This window comes from Streptomyces sp. NPDC047017, assembly GCF_040644175.1.
Classification (GTDB): domain Bacteria; phylum Actinomycetota; class Actinomycetes; order Streptomycetales; family Streptomycetaceae; genus Streptomyces.
Window position 1 is genome coordinate 1 of sequence record NZ_JBEYVW010000003.1, and the last position, 17180, is coordinate 17180.

At 74.7% G+C, this 17180-nt stretch carries 17 protein-coding genes and 1 pseudogene; 10 read left to right on the top strand and 8 right to left on the bottom strand.

Features of this window, described 5'->3' with window-relative positions; genetic code table 11:
- A pseudogene (locus ABZ858_RS05635) lies at positions 1–122 on the top strand (IS30 family transposase); the annotation flags it as partial.
- A gap of 62 nt (positions 123–184) precedes the next feature.
- Here the strand turns inward: ABZ858_RS05635 and ABZ858_RS05640 are convergent.
- Both ABZ858_RS05640 and ABZ858_RS05645 read right to left on the bottom strand, forming a co-directional pair.
- Positions 185–988: a VOC family protein gene (locus ABZ858_RS05640; protein WP_361373000.1), complete on the bottom strand. Its 804-nt coding sequence runs from the start codon at positions 986–988 to the stop codon at positions 185–187.
- 127 nt (positions 989–1115) lie between these two features.
- On the bottom strand, positions 1116–1907 hold the full coding sequence (locus ABZ858_RS05645; protein WP_361373002.1) for an RNA polymerase sigma factor SigF: 792 nt from the start codon (positions 1905–1907) through the stop codon (positions 1116–1118).
- 389 nt (positions 1908–2296) lie between these two features.
- Here ABZ858_RS05645 and ABZ858_RS05650 point away from each other — a divergent pair, with 389 nt between their 5' ends.
- The 4 genes from ABZ858_RS05650 (at position 2297) to ABZ858_RS05665 (ending at position 5164) form a co-directional block, all read left to right on the top strand.
- A complete protein-coding gene (locus ABZ858_RS05650; RefSeq protein WP_361373004.1) occupies positions 2297–2752 on the top strand; it encodes a MarR family transcriptional regulator in 456 nt (151 codons plus the stop codon).
- Positions 2749–3609, top strand: a complete 861-nt coding sequence (locus ABZ858_RS05655; RefSeq protein ID WP_361373006.1) for an ATP-binding cassette domain-containing protein — start codon at positions 2749–2751, stop codon at positions 3607–3609. Before ABZ858_RS05650 ends, ABZ858_RS05655 begins: the two co-directional genes overlap by 4 nt.
- The gene (locus tag ABZ858_RS05660) at positions 3569–4429 is read left to right on the top strand and encodes an ABC transporter permease (RefSeq protein ID WP_361373008.1); all 861 of its coding nucleotides are present in this window, start codon (positions 3569–3571) and stop codon (positions 4427–4429) included. Before ABZ858_RS05655 ends, ABZ858_RS05660 begins: the two co-directional genes overlap by 41 nt.
- 204 nt (positions 4430–4633) lie before the next feature.
- A complete protein-coding gene (locus ABZ858_RS05665; RefSeq protein WP_361373717.1) occupies positions 4634–5164 on the top strand; it encodes a hypothetical protein in 531 nt (176 codons plus the stop codon).
- Positions 5165–5232: 68 nt separating this feature from the next.
- On the opposite strand, the gene hemC is transcribed toward ABZ858_RS05665, so the two are convergent.
- Positions 5233–6168 (bottom strand): hydroxymethylbilane synthase, encoded by a 936-nt coding sequence (hemC, locus tag ABZ858_RS05670; protein ID WP_361373010.1) that lies wholly within the window; start codon positions 6166–6168, stop codon positions 5233–5235.
- An 81-nt stretch (positions 6169–6249) separates the two neighbouring features.
- Positions 6250–7233 carry an ATP-dependent DNA ligase gene (locus ABZ858_RS05675; RefSeq protein WP_361373012.1) on the bottom strand — a complete coding sequence of 328 codons (984 nt, stop codon included), beginning with the start codon at positions 7231–7233 and terminating at the stop codon, positions 6250–6252.
- A gap of 186 nt (positions 7234–7419) precedes the next feature.
- Between ABZ858_RS05675 and ABZ858_RS05680 the strand changes: the two genes are divergently transcribed.
- Positions 7420–7800 (top strand): MauE/DoxX family redox-associated membrane protein, encoded by a 381-nt coding sequence (locus ABZ858_RS05680; RefSeq protein WP_361373014.1) that lies wholly within the window; start codon positions 7420–7422, stop codon positions 7798–7800.
- Positions 7797–8270 carry a peroxiredoxin gene (locus tag ABZ858_RS05685; RefSeq protein WP_361373016.1) on the top strand — a complete coding sequence of 158 codons (474 nt, stop codon included), beginning with the start codon at positions 7797–7799 and terminating at the stop codon, positions 8268–8270. The genes ABZ858_RS05680 and ABZ858_RS05685 overlap by 4 nt, the downstream gene beginning before the upstream one ends.
- 32 nt (positions 8271–8302) lie before the next feature.
- On the opposite strand, the gene ABZ858_RS05690 is transcribed toward ABZ858_RS05685, so the two are convergent.
- Positions 8303–8917 carry a DNA polymerase ligase N-terminal domain-containing protein gene (locus ABZ858_RS05690; protein WP_361373018.1) on the bottom strand — a complete coding sequence of 205 codons (615 nt, stop codon included), beginning with the start codon at positions 8915–8917 and terminating at the stop codon, positions 8303–8305.
- A 283-nt stretch (positions 8918–9200) separates the two neighbouring features.
- Here ABZ858_RS05690 and ABZ858_RS05695 point away from each other — a divergent pair, with 283 nt between their 5' ends.
- A complete protein-coding gene (locus ABZ858_RS05695; protein WP_361373020.1) occupies positions 9201–10172 on the top strand; it encodes a TauD/TfdA family dioxygenase in 972 nt (323 codons plus the stop codon).
- 7 nt (positions 10173–10179) lie between these two features.
- Here ABZ858_RS05695 and ABZ858_RS05700 read toward each other — a convergent pair whose 3' ends face one another.
- The 3 genes from ABZ858_RS05700 to ABZ858_RS05710 form a co-directional block, all read right to left on the bottom strand.
- The gene (locus ABZ858_RS05700; RefSeq protein WP_361373022.1) at positions 10180–11691 is read right to left on the bottom strand and encodes a metallophosphoesterase; all 1512 of its coding nucleotides are present in this window, start codon (positions 11689–11691) and stop codon (positions 10180–10182) included.
- Between the two features lie 113 nt (positions 11692–11804).
- Entirely contained in the window at positions 11805–12560 is a 756-nt protein-coding gene (locus tag ABZ858_RS05705) for a dienelactone hydrolase family protein (protein WP_361373024.1), read from the bottom strand.
- A gap of 134 nt (positions 12561–12694) precedes the next feature.
- On the bottom strand, positions 12695–13315 hold the full coding sequence (locus ABZ858_RS05710; protein WP_361373026.1) for an L-threonylcarbamoyladenylate synthase: 621 nt from the start codon (positions 13313–13315) through the stop codon (positions 12695–12697).
- A 329-nt stretch (positions 13316–13644) separates the two neighbouring features.
- Here ABZ858_RS05710 and ABZ858_RS05715 point away from each other — a divergent pair, with 329 nt between their 5' ends.
- Entirely contained in the window at positions 13645–15135 is a 1491-nt protein-coding gene (locus ABZ858_RS05715; RefSeq protein ID WP_361373028.1) for a helix-turn-helix domain-containing protein, read from the top strand.
- Positions 15136–15687: 552 nt separating this feature from the next.
- Entirely contained in the window at positions 15688–17178 is a 1491-nt protein-coding gene (locus tag ABZ858_RS05720; RefSeq protein ID WP_361373718.1) for an MFS transporter, read from the top strand.
- The last annotated feature ends 2 nt before the right edge of the window (positions 17179–17180 follow it).

A 17180-nucleotide genomic window follows, 5' to 3' on the forward strand; every position in this document is an offset into this window, starting at 1 on the left:
CCCGCTACACCCGCGCAGAGCTCGACGCCGTCGCGGCCGAGCTGAACAGCCGACCACGCAAAACGCTCGGCTGGGAAACCCCAGCCGAGCGTCTCGCTAAGCTCCTGGCAACAGCCAGTTGATCAACTTGTGTTGCAACGACCTCTGGAATTCGCCTGACGGGGGTGGGGCCGCAGCCGTACGCTCAGGCCTCCCTGCGGGACGTCACCGTGAACTGGGCGCCGTCGAGGTCGCGCAGCACGGCCTCCTCCTCGCTCTCGCGCAGCACGCTGCCGCCGTGGCACTCCGCGGCGCGCGCGCAGGCGGCGACGTCGGCCACCCGGAAGTGGATCTGCCAGTGCGGCCGGATGGTGGGGTCGGGCGCCGCCCCCAGGGCCCCCGACTCGATACGGGCGACGACCTCGCCGTAGCTGCGCAGCACGACCTCGTCGCCCTCGTAGCGGACCTCGCAGCAGCCCGGCCGCTCGGAGGCCCAGTCCAGGACCTCGCCGTAGAAGATCGCGGCGTCGAAGGCGTCGCGCGTGTGCAGCCGGATGAAGGCGGGCGCCGCCTTGCGCCACGTCTCCCAGTCGGTGAACAGCTCGCCCTCCCAGATCCCGAAGGTCGCGCCGTCCCGGTCGGCCAGCAGGGCCGCCCGCCCCGGCGGCAGCGAGATCGGGCCGACCGCCGAGGTGCCGCCGCGCTCCTGCACCCGGGAGACCGCCCGGTCGGCGCTGGGCACGGCGAAGTACGGGGTCCAGGCCACCGCCATCTGCCACATGGAGGCCACCGCCGCGATCCCCGCGACCGGCGCGCCGTCGGCCAGCGCGATCCGGAAACGGTCGCCGAGCCGGGCCGTGCGCCACTCCCAGCCGAGCAGGGCCTGGTAGAAGGACTCGGTGGCCTCCAGGTCGCGGCTGGTCAGACTGACCCAGCAGGGCGCTCCGCACACCGAGTGCGTGGAGACGACGCCGGTCGTAGGGGTGGAGGGTGTCGTGTCGTGGTCCATGGCACGTCCTGGTCTCGTCCGCCGGTGGCAACCGGTCTCACACCAGTGTCCGACCGGAACCCGCGAGGGCGCCTGCCGAGTACCCGCCGCATGCCGCCGAAACGGCACCCGGCCCCCACCGACGGCCCTACCCGGTCTCGGCGAGCAGTTCCTCACGCAACTGGGCGAAACACCCGCTGAGCAGCCGCGACACATGCATCTGCGAGATGCCGAGCTGCTGGGCTATCCGGCTCTGCGTCATCCCCCGGAAGAAGCGCAGGTACAGGATCATGCGCTCCCGCTCGGGCAGCGCCTCCAGGCAGGGCCGCACGGCCACCCGGTCCACCACGAGGTCGTAGCGCGGATCGGCCTCGCCGAGACCGTCACCGAGCGCGTACCCGTCGGTGCCCGGCACCTCCGCCTCCAGGGACAGCGCGGCGAAGCAGTCCAGGGCCTCCATCCCGGTGCGCACATCGCTCTCGCTCAGCTGCGTGTACGTGGCGATCTCGGCGACGGTCGGGGCCCGGCCCGGCGTGGTCTGCGCCAGCTCCTTGGCCGCGCGCCGCACCCGGTTGCGCAGGTCCTGGACCCGGCGCGGCACGTGCAGCGTCCACATGTGGTCGCGGAAGTGCCGCTTGATCTCGCCGGTGACGGTGGGCACCGCGTACGCCTCGAAGGCGTAGCCGCGCCCCGGATCGTAGTGGTCGACGGCCTTGACCAGGCCGAGGGCCGCCACCTGGTACAGATCCTCCAGGGCTTCGCCGCGCCCCCGGAAGCGGACCGCGATCCGCTCGGCCATGGGCAGCCACACCTGGACCAGCTCGTCCCTGAGCGCCTTGCGCTCGGGTCCGTCGCTCAGTCCCGCGAGCCGCTCGAAGGCCGCCGCGGTGTCCGGGGCGTCGTCGTGCGGGTGGCTCTTCGTTCTGCCGGTGGTACGCATACGCTGCGCCTCCCTCAGCAGGTGCTGGATGGACGGGCACCACGGGAGGCGCGGGGCACGGTCCTTGAGGAACAACCATCGGGGCCCGGCGCGCCGGCTCCCACGGACGTGCCTCCGGTCCGAAGCACTGGAATGCGGATTCCCGGGGCGGCCGTTTCCAAAACAATTATGGGAATGCGGTGACGGTATGCGACCGCATGAATCTCAATTGTCGACCGGTCGCCGGAAAAATGCCACCGCAGTAAATGCTGCGCATTTCAATGAACGTGGAAAGGAGGTGAGCGGCGTGGTGGGCGGCGACGGCCGGCGCGGGTCTGCCGCAGCCCGCGCCGCCGGTCTTGACCCGCCCTTGGGTCCATTACCTCTGCTACAGAGGTAACGTCGGTGACGTGGAACCCGAGCCCCCCGCCGAAGAGCTGGCCGACGCGCTCGTCGGCGTCCAGCGGCTGATCCGGCGCCGACTGCGCGCCGGGACCACCGCGACGCGCCTGCGCGGCGCCGAGGTCGAGCTGCTGCGCCTGGTCGAGGCCCGCCCCGGCGTCGGCGTCACCGAGGCCGCCAAGGAACTGCACCTGGCCGGCAACTCCGTCTCCACCCTGGTCAACCAGCTCGTCCGGGGCGGCCACCTGATCCGGGAGACCGACCCCGCCGACCGCCGGGCCGCCCGCCTGCTGCTCACCGAGGCGGCCGGGGCGCGGCTGCGGGACTGGCGCGAACGCCGCGCCGCCCTCGTCCACGACCAGCTGGACCGGCTCGACGAGGCCGACCGGGACGCCCTGCGCGCCGCGATCCCCGCGCTGCGCAGGCTGGCCGAGAACCTGCACGAGGAGGCCGACCGACCATGACCAGCGACGCTGCCGCCGAGCCCGCCGACGCCGTCACCCTCACCCGACTGGCCTACGCCTTCGGCGGCACGACCGCCGTCGACGGCCTCGACCTGGCCGTCCGGCCGGGCGAGGTGTTCGGGCTGCTCGGCCCCAACGGCGCCGGGAAGACCACCGCGATCCGCTGCATCACCACCTTGCTGCCGGTCCCCGCGGGCATGGTCCGCGTCTTCGGCCACGACCCGGCCGGCGAACGCATGGCGGTCCGCCGCCTGCTGGGCTACGTCCCCCAGCAGCTGTCCGCCGACGCCTCCCTCACCGGCCGCGAGAACGTCACCCTCTTCGCCCGCGTCTTCGACGTACCGCGCCGCGAACGCGCCGCCCGGGTCGCCCAGGCCCTGTCCGCCGTCGACCTCACGGAGTCCGCGGACCGGCTGGCGAAGACCTACTCCGGCGGCATGGTCCGCCGCCTCGAACTGGCCCAGGCCCTGGTCAGCGCACCCCGCCTGCTGATCCTCGACGAGCCGACGATCGGCCTGGACCCCATCGCCCGCACCGGAGTATGGGAGCACATCAACGCCGTACGCGCCGCCACCGGCATGACGGTCCTGGTCACCACCCACTACATGGACGAGGCCGACCAGTACTGCGACCGGGTCGCGCTGATGCACCGCGGCCAGATCCGCGCCCTCGGCACCCCCACCGAGCTGCGCCGGGGCCTCGGCGAACGGCGCCGCGCCCAGGGCGGCCCGGCCGCGGACACGCCGCCCACGCTGGAGGACGTCTTCCGCGACGTGGCCGGCAGCGGCCTCGACGACAGTTCAGGAGATTTCCGCGATGTCCGAAGCACCCGCCGCACCGCCCACCGCGTCGGCTGACGCCGCCCGCGCGGACGGCATCGGCCTGCTGGTGCAGGCCCCCAGTCCCCGCGCGGGCTGGCGGCTGCTGCCCGCCCGGGTCGCCGCCATGTGCGCGGTGGAACTGCAGAAGCTGCGCCACGACCGCACCGAGCTGTACACCCGCGCGGTACAGCCCGCGCTCTGGCTGCTGATCTTCGGTCAGACCTTCACCCGCATCCGGGCGATCCCCACCGGCGGCATCCCGTACATCGACTTCATGGCCCCCGGCATCATCGCCCAGTCCGCCATGTTCATCGCCATCTTCTACGGCATCCAGATCATCTGGGAACGCGACGCCGGCGTCCTCAACAAGCTGCTGGTGACCCCGACTCCGCGCTCCGCCCTGGTCACCGGGAAGGCGTTCGCGGCCGGTGTGAAGTCGCTGATCCAGGCGATCGTCGTCATCGTCATCGCCGCCCTGCTCGGGGTGGCGCTCACCTGGAACCCGCTGCGGCTGCTCGGCGTCGCCGCGGCCGTGGTCCTCGGCTCGGCGTTCTTCTCCTGCCTGTCGATGACCATCGCCGGGATCGTGCTCAGCCGCGACCGCCTGATGGGCATCGGACAGGCCATCACCATGCCGCTGTTCTTCGGCTCCAACGCCCTGTACCCGGTGGCCGTCATGCCCGGCTGGCTCCAGGCCGTCAGCAAGGCCAACCCGCTCAGCTATCAGGTCGACGCCCTGCGCGGACTGCTGCTCGGCACCTCCGCACACCTCACGCTCGACTTCGCCGTCCTCGTGGTGGCCGCCGCGGCCGGCATCACCGCGGCCTCCGCGCTGCTCGGCCGGCTGGCCCGCTGACCCGGCGCCGGCCGAGCCGCCGCCGAAGTGATGTGCGGCACGCCGCCGGCGGGCGCCGGACGGACCGGAACCGGGATCGTTCCAGCGCACGGCTTGATCACCGATCAATGCCGGTGAATTCCCTGACCACGGCCCATTCCACTCATTTGACAGTGCACTCGGCCCACAGATAGGAAGCAGCTCTTGGAAGTCGAGAGGTGGATCGTGTACGAGCCGAACGTGGTCGGGGACTGGCAGGAGTACGACGAGCATGCCGGCCTGCGCGTCCGCGTCCACCGACTGGAGCAGGCCGAGCCGCCGCGCGGTCGCGACGACGCCGCCGAGGGCCTGACGTACTTCCGGGTCCGGGTCACCGTCGAGAACCGCGGCAGCCGGCACTTCGGCATCCATCTGGAGGACGGCCAGCTCGACGTGCGGCTCGGCCCGGACGGCGAGGGCGCCTTCGTCGACTGGCGCAACTCCCAGTTCATCGAGGGCTACGACGTCCACCCGCTGCGCCGCGCCACCGCCCTGCTGTACGCGGCGGGGCCGGAGGCGGACCTGTCCCAGGTCGACATCCAGGTCCAGTTGCGCGTGGACGACGAGTGGACCGAGCGCCGGCTGTGGAGCGGCGGCATCGGCGTGCACGAGGGCGGCGCCGGCACCGGGGCGCCCTGCCCCGGCGGCCAGGGCGGCCTCGCCCACCAGATCAGCACCTTCCTGCGCGACCAGGCCGGACCGGGCACCACGGCCTGACCCCGGCCCGCCCCGCCCGCACGAGGTCCCGGACACCCCCGTACACCGGCGTACGGGGGTGTTCCGCGTCAGTGCGCGATGCCGTCGATGAGGTCGCGGGCACCCTGCCGCAGCAGGGCCACCGCGACCGAGGTGCCGAGCGTGGCGGCGTCCAGCCGGCCCGCCCACTCGTGCGCGTTCAGCCGGGTCTTGCCGTCCGGGGTGAACACGCACGCCCGCAGGGACAGCTCCCCGGCGCGGTCGACCCGCGCGTACCCGGCGATCGGGCTGTTGCAGTGCCCCTGGAGCACGTGCAGGAACATGCGCTCCGCGCTCGCCGCGCGGTAGGTGTCGTTGTCCCCGAGACCGCTGACGGCCTCGATCAGCTCGTCGTCGCCCTCGCGGCATTGCAGGGCGAGGATGCCCGCGCCGATCGGCGGCATCATCGCCTCCACGGACAGCACCTCGCTGATCACGTCCTGCCGTCCGATGCGCTCCAGGCCGGAGGCGGCCAGCAGCAGCGCGTCCGCCTCCCCGGCCGCCAGCTTCTCCAGCCGCCGGTTGGCGTTGCCGCGGAACGGCACGCACGTCAGCCACGGGTGGGAGGCGGCCAGCTGGGCGATCCGGCGCACCGCCGACGTACCGATCCTGGTGCCGGCCGGAAGCTCGTCGAGGGTGAGGCCGTCCGGGTGCACGAGGGCGTCCCGCACGTCGTCCCGCTTCAGGAACGCGGCGAACGTGGTCCCGGCGGGCAGCGGCCGGTCCGCGGGCACGTCCTTGAGGCAGTGCACCGCGAGGTCCGCCGCACCGGCCAGCAGCGCGGCGTCCACCTCCTTGGTGAACGCCCCCTTGCCCTCGACCTGCGCCAGATCGCCCAGCCACTTGTCCCCGGTGGTCTTCACCGGCACGACCTCGGTGCGCACCCCGGGGTGCAGGACGGCCAACTCGGCGCGGACACGCTCCACCTGAGCGAGCGCCATGGGCGAGTCGCGGGAGACGATACGGATCAGCTCGGGCACGGACATGCGGGACACGATAGACCTTCGGCACCCGCTGCCACGCCGAGGGCCCACCGCGCCGACCGTGGCTTCACCGCGCAACGGCCCCTAGAGCTGCGGCTCCTCCGGCAGGTCCGCCGCCGCGTCCTGCGGGGCGAGGTCGGGGCGCAGCCGCAGCCAGGACGGCTGGCGCAGCAGCCCCGCCCGGGTCCGCACGCTGTAGCGGACCTCGCCGACCAGCCGGGGCAGCACCCAGTGCGCCCCGCGCACCGCCGGTACGGGGTCGAACGGGCAGACGTCGGTGGCCAGCGCCGCGAGCCGCGCGGCCAGCTCGGTGCGCTCGGCCGCGCTCCAGCCGGTGCCCACGCCGCCCACGTACCGCAGCCGGCCGCCGCCGCGCTGCCCCACCAGCACGGCGCCCGGCAGGCCGGCCAGCCGCCCCTTGCCGGGCGACCAGCCGCCCACCAGGACGTCCTCGCTGCGCATGTTGCGGATCTTGATCCAGGACCGGGAGCGCACCCCCGGCTCGTACACCGAGTCCAGCCGCTTGCAGATCAGCCCCTCCAGGCCGTGCTCGCGGGTCGAGGCCAGTGCCCGGGCGCCCTGGCCGACCACGGCGCCGGGCGTCGACCAGTACGGCCCGGCCAGGCCGAGCGCGGCCAGCCGCTTGCGGCGGCGGACGTAGGGGAGCGCGAGCAGCGGGTCGGTGCCCAGGCGCAGCAGGTCGAACAGCACCAGATGGACGGGGACGCGGGCCGCCCGGCGGGCCGCGAGGGCGGGCGTGTGGGCCAGGCCCATCCGGTTCTGCAGCAGCTGGAAGCTGGCCCGGCCCTCCTCGTCCAGCGCCAGCACCTCGCCGTCCAGCACCGCTGGCGTGGCACCCAGCACCCGGCCGAGCGGACGCAGCTCCGGATAGGCGGCCGTGATGTCCTCGCCCGAGCGCGCCCGCAGCAGCACCGTGCCGTCGCCGGGCAGGTAGACCACCGCGCGCTGGCCGTCCTGCTTCGTCTCGTACGCCCAGTGCGCGTCCTGCGCGGGCGGCGGCAGCGTGCCCGGCGTGGCGAGCATGGGCGGGATCAGCGGCAGGGTCACGGCTGAGGTCTCGACGGACCGCCGCGGCCCCACGCGCCTCCCGGGTCACTTTCCCCCGAACGGGCGCGCGGGACGGCGGGGACCCGATCGGGCGGCGAGGCCGGAACATGGCCCTCCCCTGAACTTACTGTCAAGTAAGCTCGCGCCCGCGGATCTCCAGCGGAGGAGGTCCCCCAAGGAGGAACCGTGCCCCGTTCCGATCGCTCACCCCTGCTGCTCGCCGGCCTGCTGGCCACCGCGGGGGCCGCCCACTTCGCCTCGCCCCGGCAGTTCGACGCGACCGTGCCGGGCGCCCTGCCCGGCACCGCCCGCGCCTGGACCTACGGCAGCGGCGTCGTCGAGTTCGCGCTGGCCGCCGGCCTCGCGCTGCCGCGTACCCGCAGGGCCGCCGCGCTGGCGACCGCCGCGTTCTTCGTCGGTGTCTTCCCGGCCAACGTCAAGATGGCGGTGGACTGGCGCGACCGGCCCACTCCGCAGAAGACGGCGGCCTTCGCCCGGCTGCCCGTGCAGGTGCCCCTCGTGCTGTGGGCCCGCGGTGTCGCCAAGGGCGCGCGGGGTGCCGCGTGAGCGGCGGCCAGGTCAAGCCCGGCGACACCGTCGAGGACTTCGCCCTGCCCGACGAGACGGGGACCGTGCGGCGGTTGTCCGGGCTGCTCGCCGACGGCCCGGTGGTGCTCTTCTTCTACCCGGCCGCCCTCACCCCCGGCTGCACCGCCGAGGCCTGCCACTTCCGTGACCTGGCCGCCGAGTTCGCCGCCCTCGGCGCGCGGCCCGTCGGGATCAGCGGCGACTCCGTGGACCGCCAGCGGGAGTTCACCGGACGGCACGGACTCGGCATGCCCCTGCTGTCCGACACCGACGGCACCGTACGCGAGCGGTTCGGGGTGCGGCGCGGGCTCCTGAAGTTCGCCCCGACCAGGCGGGCCACCTTCGTCGTCGCCCGGGACCGCACGGTCCTGGAGGTCGTCCGCAGCGAGTTCCGCATGGACGCGCACGCCGACCGGGCCCTGGCCGCCCTGCGCGCCCACCGGGTCTGACGGGTCTGACGGGGCGCCGCGACCGGCAGGACTCACCGTCCGTCGTCCGCGGCGACCTGCGCCAGGGTCCGGCCGGTGGTCACCGAGCGGGCCCGGCGCGGGTCGGGGGTGCCGTGGGCGGCGGCGTGCCCCTCGGCCTTCTTCACCAGGAGCCAGGCGTTCTCCTCGCCCCGCTCGCCGTCGCCGCGGAAGCGGGTGAGGGCGTACTCGCCGCGCAGCTTCGACCCGTGCAGCCGGAACGTGGCGTGCCCGCGCTCCAGGGACTCGGCGAAGTCGACGGGCCGCCCCCTGCGGTCGTGGCTCAGCGGCTCGTAGGTGCCCCGGTCCCAGACGATCACCGTGCCGCCGCCGTACTCGCCCCGGGGGATCACGCCCTCGAAGTCCTCGTACTCCAGCGGATGGTCCTCGGTCGGCACCGCGAGCCGCTTGTCGTGCGGGTCGTCGGAGGGGCCCTTCGGCACCGACCAGGACCTGAGCACGTCCCCGACCTGCAACCGGAAGTCGAAGTGCATCCGGCGCGCGTCGTGGATCTGCACCACGAACCGCGGCCCGGCCACGGCACCGGCCTCCCGCCCCGAGGGCTCCCGGGTCCGCCCGAAGTCGCGTTTGCCGCGGTACTCCCGCAGCCGGTCGTCGTCGGTCGCCACCTGGACCTCCTCGCTCCCACCGCCCGGACACCTGGGACACGCCCGCGCGGACACCCGCGATACGTCCGCCCGGACACCACCGGCCGTCCGGGTACCCCGGGGGCGTGGGCCGATGCGGCGGCGGCCGGCGGCCACGGACCCGCCGGGTGCCCGCGCGCCCCGCGCCGGGCAGTGGGCCGGGCCGGGCACTGTCGCCACCGGCCAGAAAGCCTGGCACGATCTTCCTGGCTCACCTTCCCGGAGCGTGACGGACGACGTACGACGGACGACCAGCGGAGCGCGGATGACGACGGACACGGGCACAGCGGGCGGCACGGAGACCGGCGGGATGGAGGTGAGGCCGGTCGCCGGGCACATCGGCGCGGAGATCACCGGCGTGGACCTGGCGGCGGACCTCGACGACGCGGTGGTCGCGGAGATCCGCGCGGCGGTGCTGCGCTGGAAGGTGGTGTTCTTCCGCGGCCAGCGCCTGGACCACGCCGGGCACGTCGCCTTCGCCCGCCGCTTCGGCGAACCGGTCCTCCTGCGGCGGCGGGGCGGCGCGTCACCGCCGGACGTCCCCGAGGTGGAGACCACGGCGGACCGGCTGGAACTGGGCGGGCGGTTCGGCATGGACCAGGAGGAGTGGCTGCGCCGCCGCCGGCACACACTGCTGCGCGGCTGGCACTGCGACCACGGCGCCCGCGTCGACCCGCCGGCCGCGACGATCCTGCGCGCCGAGAGCGTCCCGCCCTACGGCGGCGACACCACCTGGTCCAACCTGGCCGCCGCCTACGCCGGCCTGTCGGCGCCGGTGCGGGCCTTCGCCGACGGGCTGCGCGCCGAGCACCGCCTCGGCGTCGGCTACCAGCCCCGCCCCGGCGACGACGCCTACGTCCGCCACCTGATGGAGCACCAGACGGCGACGGTGCACCCGCTGGTCCGCGTCCACCCCGAGACGGGGGAGCGGGTGCTGTTCGTCAACGGCTACTACGTCGAGCAGATCGAGGGCGTGTCCCGCGCGGAGAGCGCGGCGCTCCTGGAGATGCTCCTGGAGCAGGCGGTACGGCCCGAGTACACCGTCCGCTTCCGCTGGGAGCCGGGCAGCGTGGCCTTCTGGGACAACCGGGCCACCATCCACCTGGCCCCGAGCGACAACGCCCACCTCGGCTTCCCGCGCGTCATGCACCGGGTGATGCTGGCCGGTGACGTGCCGGCCGGGGTGGACGGCCGCCCGTCCGAGCCGGTCACGGGGAGCGCGCCGGGCCGCTGGTGACGGCCGTTCAGGCGCTCGGCCGCAGTGGGATGACCACCTCGTCCTCGACCGGCGGATCGATCTCCTGGGCGCGGTTCCCGGTCGCCGCGAAGCAGCGCAGCCGGACCGTCTCCGGGGTGACGTCCAGGCGCAGGAACGACTTGAAGAACGGCGGGCTGTAGGTGGCCGAACCGGGCGAGAACAACTGGGTGTAGATCTTGCGCACCGGAAGGCGGAAGCGGGCCCGGCTCTCCGGGCGGCGGCCGGCGCCCAGCAGGGTGGCGACCAGGCGGACCCGCCGGGTGATCCGCACCGGCCCGCCCGGCGCGCGGACCGGCGGCATGCCGAGCCGCTCGGCGACCACGGCCATCGCCTCCGCCTCGGTCAGCGTGAAGAAGCGGCGCAGCCGCAGCCGGCGGCCGTACAGGGCGCTGTAGAAGGCCAGCGAGTCGCCGCGCAGCGGATAGCAGCGGAAGTCGGCCTCGGTCACGTTCGCCACCGACACCCGGGGAACGGTGTGGGTGGCGTGCATGAACGCGCCACCGCCCCCGGAGACCACGTACTGGACGGTGCGGCCGTCCACGTCCACCGGATAGCGCTGGTAGTTGTGGATGTCCCCGCCGATCGCGGCCACATAGTGGTGCGCCGGGTCGCGGACGACGTCGTCGACGGTGCCGCCCCCGTCGATGGCGCAGGGGTGGTGCTCGCCGTCCACGTACAGCGGGGAACCGGTGACGAGGATCTTCGGGCGGGGGCCCTTGGACACCTCCCGCAGCCAGGCGCCCTGTTCGGCGTCGAGCGTGCCGAGCAGCCCCGTGTCGATGCCGACGATCCGCACCGGCCCGGCGTCGATCGCCCAGTACGGGCCCGGCTGCACCGCCCGCTGCCCGGGCGCCGAGCGCAACGTCCGCGCCTCGGCGAGCCGTTGCTCGTCGGCCGGCCGCGGCCGGTGCCACAGCAGCGCGCGCCACCAGGCACGGCTCAGCGGCCGCGGCCGGGGCCCGGGCGGCAGCGGCGGGGCGTCGTCGCAGAAGACGCGCATGAAACCGCCGAGGTCCTCGTACCAGTCGTGGTTGCCCGGTATCGCGTAGATCGGCGCCGGATAGTCGCGGTACGGCCGGAAGAACTTCGTGCCGTAGTCGTCCGTGCTGCCCACCGGATAGATCACGTCACTGGTGATCACCGCGAACGACGTGCCCTCGCTGACCTCCAGGAAGCCGGGCACCACCGCGTACTGCGAGGCGTCGCCCTCCCCGGTGTCCCCGATGACCATGAACGAGAAACGGTCCGCCTCCGTCCGCCGGATCACCTTGTCCGCCGGTGCGCCCGCCGCCTCCCGCTGGGCCACCCACCGGCCGCGGGTGGCGCCGGTGGGATCGCCGAACCAGGACGCGGCCACGCCGTTGCGCGCGGCCCACAGCGTCCGGGGATCGAGCCACGAGAGCTTCTTGACCCGTTCGGGCATGAGCCGGCGGTAGCTGCCGCGCTCGCCGGCGTTCCAGCCGGCGCCTTCGACGGTATCGCGTGAGGAGTCAGACACGCGGTGCACCGTAACAACGCGTGGGACACGGACCGTTGGCGGGGTCGGCACGGCACCGCGCCCCGGCGGCACGGCCGCTGGGCGCGGTGCGTGTCAGGAGATGCGCCGCAGTGTCAGAAGGTGCGTCGCAGCAGGTCCAGCAGCGCCGCCCAGTGCCGTTCGTCCGCCTGCGGGTCGTACGCGTCGGTGTCGGCCTGGGTGAAACCGTGCCCCGCGCCCGGGTAGACCTCGCAGCGGTGGCGGACGCCCGCCGCGGTGAGCGCCTCCTCCAGGCGTTCGATCTGCTCCGGCGGCAGCGAGGGGTCCTCGTCCGCGTGCCCGAAGTAGAGTTCCGCGGTCACCGCGCCGGCGACCAGATGCGGACTGTCGGGCGCGTCGGTGGCCAGCCCGCCGCCGTGGAACCCGGCCGCGGCCGCGACCCGGTCGGGCCGGACGCCCGCGGTCAGCAGGGCCAGCCGGGCGCCCATGCAGTAGCCGGTGACGGCCACCGGACCGTCGGTGGCCAGCGGGCAGGCGGCCAGCCAGTCCAGGTACACGCTCGCGTCGCGCCGCGCCAGCTCCGGCGTCAGCGACTTCAGCAGCGGCATCAGCTGCCCGAAGATCTCCGGGCGTTCGCTCACGTCGATGAACTCCGGCAGCTCCACCAGGGGAGCCCGCCCGTGCCGGTAGAACACATTGGGCACCAGCACGGTGTGGCCCGCCGCCGCGATCCGGTCGGCCATCGCCCGCAGCTGGGGCCGCAGCCCGAACGCGTCCTGGTAGAGCAGGACGGCCGGGTGGGGGCTGCCGTCCCCGGGGTGGGCCAGATAGGCGTCCGCGGTGCCGTCCTCGGTCGGGATGTCGACGGACTGTCCCTGTACGTCGGTCATGGTCGCTGCCTCTCTGCGCGGTCACCGGCGAGCACCTCACCGGCCGTGGGGGGATCCGGTCGGAGTGCGGATCACGGCCATGGTGGCACGCGCCGCCCCCGGCCGGGCGGCGGCCCTGCCGCGCCCCCGCCGCCTCACTCGAAGCGCGAGGTGTCGCCCGCCCCCCGCCGTACGATCTCGGCCTCGCCGCCGGAGAAGTCGACGACCGTGGTCGGCTCGGTGCCGCAGTCGCCCGAGTCCACGACCGCGTCCAGCACATGGTCGAGCCGGTCCTTGATCTCCCAGCCCTGCGTCAGCGGCTCCTCCTCGTCGGGCAGCAGCAGCGTGCTCGACAGCAGCGGCTCGCCCAGCTCCTCCACCAGCGCCCGCGCGACGGCGTGGTCCGGGATGCGCACCCCGACCGTCTTCTTCTTCGGGTGCTGGAGCACGCGCGGCACCTCGCGGGTCGCCGGGAGGATGAAGGTGTAACTGCCGGGCGTGGACGCCTTGATGGCCCGGAACACGTCGTTGTCGATCCGTACGAACTGGCCGAGCTGCGCGAAGTCCTGGCACACCAGCGTGAAGTGGTGGCGGTCGTCCAGCCGGCGGATGGCCCGGATCCGGTCGATCCCGTCCCGGCTGCCGAGCCGGCAGCCGAGGGCGTAGCAGGAGTCGGTGGGGTACGCGATCAGCGCGTCCTCGCGCAGGCCGTCGGCGACCTGGCGGAGGGCCCGCGGCTGGGGGTTGTCCGGGTGCACGTCGAAGTACTTCGCCATCCGCCGAGCTTATGCCGTCCGCCGGGCGGCCGCCGCACGACCCGGCCCCGCCCGGGAGGGAGGGGGCCGGACGAGCCGAAATTCGCGGGCGTATTCGGCGCGACCCGGGGAACCAGAGGGATGTACCGCTCGGGAGCCATCCCCCCGGCCTCGGGCGCCGTGGCTTCGCCGGCCGTTCTTCTCCCCCCTTGAGCCGCCGGCGAAGCCGCCCCCCTCCCCGCTCACGCGCGCCGCCCGCAACCGGACGGCGCAGGCTGCCGCTGGTAACGTCCCTGACCGAGAACACCGAGGTCAACGCGGTGTACGGGGACAGGGAGGAGAGCGCCGACATGGCCGGCCGACAGGACGGGGCCGTCCCGGCACACGGGCGGGGAAGCGGGCAGGCGACCTGGGCCGAGGAACTCCTCGACCATCTGCGGCCCGCCGGGCGTGACGTGGGCAAGGTCGTGACCTGGCTCGCCGACGCCCTGGACGGCACTGTCTGCCTCCTGGACGGCGCAGGCACCGTCCGCGCCGGAGCGCCGGTGCCCGCCGCCGACGACCTGATCACCGATGTCGCCGCCGGACGGTTCGCCTCGGCCGCGCTCCAGGACGGCGACCACCACGTCCGCGTGGTGCGCGTGGGCCGCCCGCACGCACCCCCCGCCGGAGTGCTCGCCGTCACCCGCGCCGCCCCTTTCGACCGGCGCACCGCCGAGATGCTCACCCGCACCGCCGGAGTGGTCGAGCTGCTGCTGCGGGCCCAGGAGACCGGCGAGGCCGGACGCCGGCTCGCCCGGGCCACCTCCGCCCTGCGGCTGGCGATCCTGCAACTGCTGATGGTGGAGGACACCGTCTCGGCCCGCCGGGTCGCCGCCGGCCTGTGGCCCGGCCTGCTCGACACGGACACCGCGCACGTCTACGTCCTCGAAGCCCACCGCGACGAACGCGAGCGGCTGACCGCCGAGTGCCTGGAGGCCACCGCCGGACAGGCCCTGGTCGTGCGCTGCCCGGCGGTGGACGGCCATGTGATCGTCATCGCCCCCGCCGAGGCCACCGGAAGCGCGCTGCGCTCACTGGTCGGCGGCCGCCCGCGCACCTTCCTCGGCGGCAGCACCCGGCACAGCCTCGCCCGCACCGCCACGGCCTACGGGCAGGCCGTGAGCGCGCTCGCCCTCGCCCGGTTCCGCCCGGACGGCACAGCCGTGTACGCCGAGCGCACCCACCCCGAGCGGCTGATGGACCCCGAGGCGCTGCGCGCCTGGTCGGGCCTGCTGCTGCGGCCGCTGGACACGCTGCCCCACCACACCCGCGCCGAACTGGTCGCCACCGCGCGCCTCGGGCTGGAGTTCACCGCGGTCAGCGCCGCGCGGATCCTCGGAGTGAGCCGCAACACCGTGCGGGCCCGCATGGAACGGCTGGAGGGACTGCTGTGCGCCGACTTCTCCCAGCTGACCGTCCGCGCCGCCGTCCACCTCGCCCTGAACAACCAGGCCGGACTCGGCCACGAACCCGCCGGCGGCCCGGCGCCGCGCAGCCGTGACGCACACCTCGGCGACCTGCTGACCGGGCCGGCGCTGTGCACCTGGGGACACGCGCTCCTCGGCCGCCTGGCGGCGGACACCCGCGACCTGCGCGGCACGCTGCGCGCCTGGACCGCCGCGGGCGGCAACGCCGAGCGCGCCGCCCAGCTGCTCGGCGTCCACGCGCAGACCGTGCGCGAACACGTACGCAGCGTGGAACCCGTCCTGGAACGCCAGCTCCTCGCCGTCGGCAGCGACCTCTACGAAGTCGTCCTCGCCCAGCTGGCGGCCGGCGACCTCGAACCGCCCGCCCTCTGACCCCTGCTCCAGCACCGGAACCGGCCGCCCCGACCACCCCGGAGAGCGGCTCGGACGGCCCGAAGGAAAGCGGCTCGGGCGGCCTGAACGCGGGCAATACGGACTCACCTGTGCACGGGTGAGTCCTCCTGCTGCCCGAAAGGGCACCGGCGCGGTTTTGGCACCTGCCGGTGACACGTAAGTTCGACGCGCCGCGGGGGTCTCCGCGGGCCGCGTGCGCGGGCGGGACCAGAACGGGGGACCGGTCCGGCCGCCACGCGGCGCGGAGGCCCCCGCGGCCCCTGTGAGGAACACCACCGCACCGCCGATTCCCGTGCCCCGCGCCCCCGTTGGGGTCCAAAAGGACACCCGGGGCCCGCGATCGGCGACCACTGTGGCACCCCGTCTGTGAGGATGGACAGCCGCTGTGCCCGACCACGTCTCACCGTCGAGCCGCCCCCGGCGGCACAGCACGGCAAGTCGTTCCGGTCTCTCACGCAAAGCGTTCTCACCGTGGCCTCACCCACCTCTGCTTCCCCCGCCCTGCCCGGCTCCGCCCCGCGCCGCGCGGTGCTGCCCCCGCCCCGGCGCCCCCGGCGCCGTACCGGCGAGCCCCCCGCGACCGAGCGGAACCGCACACCGTGGCGGGCGCTGCGCCACCCCGGCATGCGCTGGTGGTCGGCGGCCAACCTGGTGTCCAACACGGGCACCTGGATGCAGCTGACCGCCCAGAACCTGCTGGTGCTCCACCTCACCGGGTCCGCCGCCGCGACCGGCCTGTCGCTGTCCGCGCAGGCCGCGCCCGGCCTCCTGCTCGGGCTCCTCGGCGGCGCCGCCGTCGACGCCTGGCCGCGCCGGCTCACCGCCTCGGCCGCCCAGGCCCTGCTCGCCCTGGTCGGCTTCCTGACCGCCGCGCTCGTGCTCACCGGCCACCTCACGGTGCCCGTCCTCATGGTGCTCGCCGCCGTCACCGGCCTGATCGCCACCGTCGACGCGCCCGCCTGCGCCCTGCTCGGCAACGACCTCGTACCCGTACGGGACGTGCCGTCGTCGATCGCGCTGGGCTCGGTGGTCAGCGGCGCCGGCCGGGTGGGCGGAACCGCCCTGGCCGCAGTGGTGGTCAGCTGGTGGGGGCCCGGCGCGGCGTACATCGCCAACGGCGTCTCCTTCCTGGCCGTCGCCGCGGTGATCCCCTTCCTGCGCCCGCACCCCGAGGCCGGCCAGGAACGGCCCGCACCGGCCGCCCGGCCCCGCGCCGACGCCGCGCCCTCCCGGCGCGGCACCGGAACCCGCGACGGCCTCCGCTTCTTCCTGGGCCGCCCCCGGCTGGTCGCCCTGGCCGCGATCACCGCGCTCAGCAGCGTCTTCGGCCGGAACTACGGCCTGACCCTCGCCGTCCTGGTCACCGGGCCGCTCGGCGGCGCGGCCGGCGCCTTCGGCACGGTCTCCACCGTGCTGGCCGTGGGCGGCGTGGCCGGCGCGGTGCTGGCCGGCCGGCTGCGCAGCCCCTCGGTCCGCCTGGTCGGCGCCCTCGCCGCGGCCGGCGCCGTGCTCCAGATCGCCGCCGGCCTCTCCCCGCAGCTGTGGGTCCTGCTGCTGCTCGTCGCCCCGATGGCCGTGGTGGAGTCGGTCTCCGACACCGCGGGCACGACGGTCCTGCAGACCGACCCGCCGCCGCACCTGCGCGGCCGGGTCCTGGGCGTGTGGCGCACCGCCGGCACCGGCTGGGGCCTGGTCGGCCCGCCGCTCCTCGGCCTGCTGATGCAGGTCGCGGGAGCCAGGGGCGCCCTGGTGACCGGCGGCGTCCTCATCGCCGGCGCCGTCGCCGCCGGGACCGTCCTGCACGACGGCCGCGCCCGCCGCGCCCGCCGCGCCCGCCGCGCCCGCCGCGCCCGCCGCGCGCGCCGCGCGCCCGTGCGGACCACGCCGGTCTTCACGGAGCTGCCGTACGCCGTACGGCCCGCCGCTGCGAGCCCGGCGCCCGTGCGACCGGCCACCACCGCCTGCACGGCCCCCGGGCACACCGAACTGTGCGCGGCGGGCTGCGCCCCGGCGATGCCCTGAGC

Bases quoted from the DNA above. Each gene is read 5' to 3' on its own strand.
- ABZ858_RS05640 (WP_361373000.1), bottom strand. From the start codon at position 988: ATGGACCACGACACGACACCCTCCACCCCTACGACCGGCGTCGTCTCC.
- ABZ858_RS05645 (WP_361373002.1), bottom strand. From the start codon at position 1,907: ATGCGTACCACCGGCAGAACGAAGAGCCACCCGCACGACGACGCCCCG.
- ABZ858_RS05655 (WP_361373006.1), top strand. From the start codon at position 2,749: ATGACCAGCGACGCTGCCGCCGAGCCCGCCGACGCCGTCACCCTCACC.
- ABZ858_RS05660 (WP_361373008.1), top strand. From the start codon at position 3,569: ATGTCCGAAGCACCCGCCGCACCGCCCACCGCGTCGGCTGACGCCGCC.
- hemC (WP_361373010.1), bottom strand. From the start codon at position 6,168: ATGTCCGTGCCCGAGCTGATCCGTATCGTCTCCCGCGACTCGCCCATG.
- ABZ858_RS05695 (WP_361373020.1), top strand. From the start codon at position 9,201: ATGACGACGGACACGGGCACAGCGGGCGGCACGGAGACCGGCGGGATG.
- ABZ858_RS05705 (WP_361373024.1), bottom strand. From the start codon at position 12,560: ATGACCGACGTACAGGGACAGTCCGTCGACATCCCGACCGAGGACGGC.
- ABZ858_RS05710 (WP_361373026.1), bottom strand. From the start codon at position 13,315: ATGGCGAAGTACTTCGACGTGCACCCGGACAACCCCCAGCCGCGGGCC.
- ABZ858_RS05715 (WP_361373028.1), top strand. From the start codon at position 13,645: ATGGCCGGCCGACAGGACGGGGCCGTCCCGGCACACGGGCGGGGAAGC.